Source organism: Vibrio sp. 378 (assembly GCF_033339435.1).
In genome coordinates this window covers 1-680 of sequence record NZ_JAWOUO010000596.1, presented here as the reverse complement: position 1 = coordinate 680, position 680 = coordinate 1, and the positions used below count along the sequence as shown (strand labels likewise).

The following is a 680-nucleotide window of genomic DNA, read 5'->3' as shown; positions in this document are numbered from 1 at the left end:
TTGATGGCGGCTCTTACGACGAACGCACGCTGAAGCGTAATACTGACGATTTAGGCGATGTTGCACTACGCCAGCGCGTCCTACGCGATATGACAGACTTGAGTCTGGAGACCGAGATTTTCGGTGAGAAACTTGCGATGCCAATCGCACTGGCACCTGTTGGTCTAACTGGCATGTACGCTCGCCGTGGTGAAGTACAAGCAGCAAAAGCGGCAGAGAAAAAAGGCATTCCTTTTACCATGTCGACTGTGTCGGTTTGTCCGATTGAAGAAGTGGCACCAGCCATTGAGCGTCCAATGTGGTTCCAGCTATACGTGCTAAAAGACCGCGGCTTTATGAAAAACGTTCTTGAGCGTGCAAAAGCAGCAGGCGTTACTACATTGGTGTTCACGGTAGACATGCCAGTTCCAGGTGCGCGTTACCGTGACATGCACTCTGGTATGAGTGGCCCTAACGCAGCAATGCGCCGCGTATTCCAATCCATGCGTCACCCAAGCTGGGCGGTGGATGTTGGCTTGCTAGGTAAGCCACACGATCTTGGTAACATCTCAACGTATCGTGGTGAACCAACGAAACTAGAAGACTACATCGGCTGGTTGGGCGCGAACTTCGACCCATCGATCTCTTGGAAAGATCTTGAGTGGATTCGTGATTTTTGGGATGGCCCAATGGTTATCAAA

The 680-nt window shown here is 51.2% G+C and carries 1 protein-coding gene; it reads left to right on the top strand.

What is annotated here, in order from left to right; all coding sequences use genetic code 11:
• Positions 1 to 680 (top strand): L-lactate dehydrogenase (locus R7Q48_RS27750; RefSeq protein WP_318133497.1); only part of this gene is annotated, 680 nt, incomplete at both ends.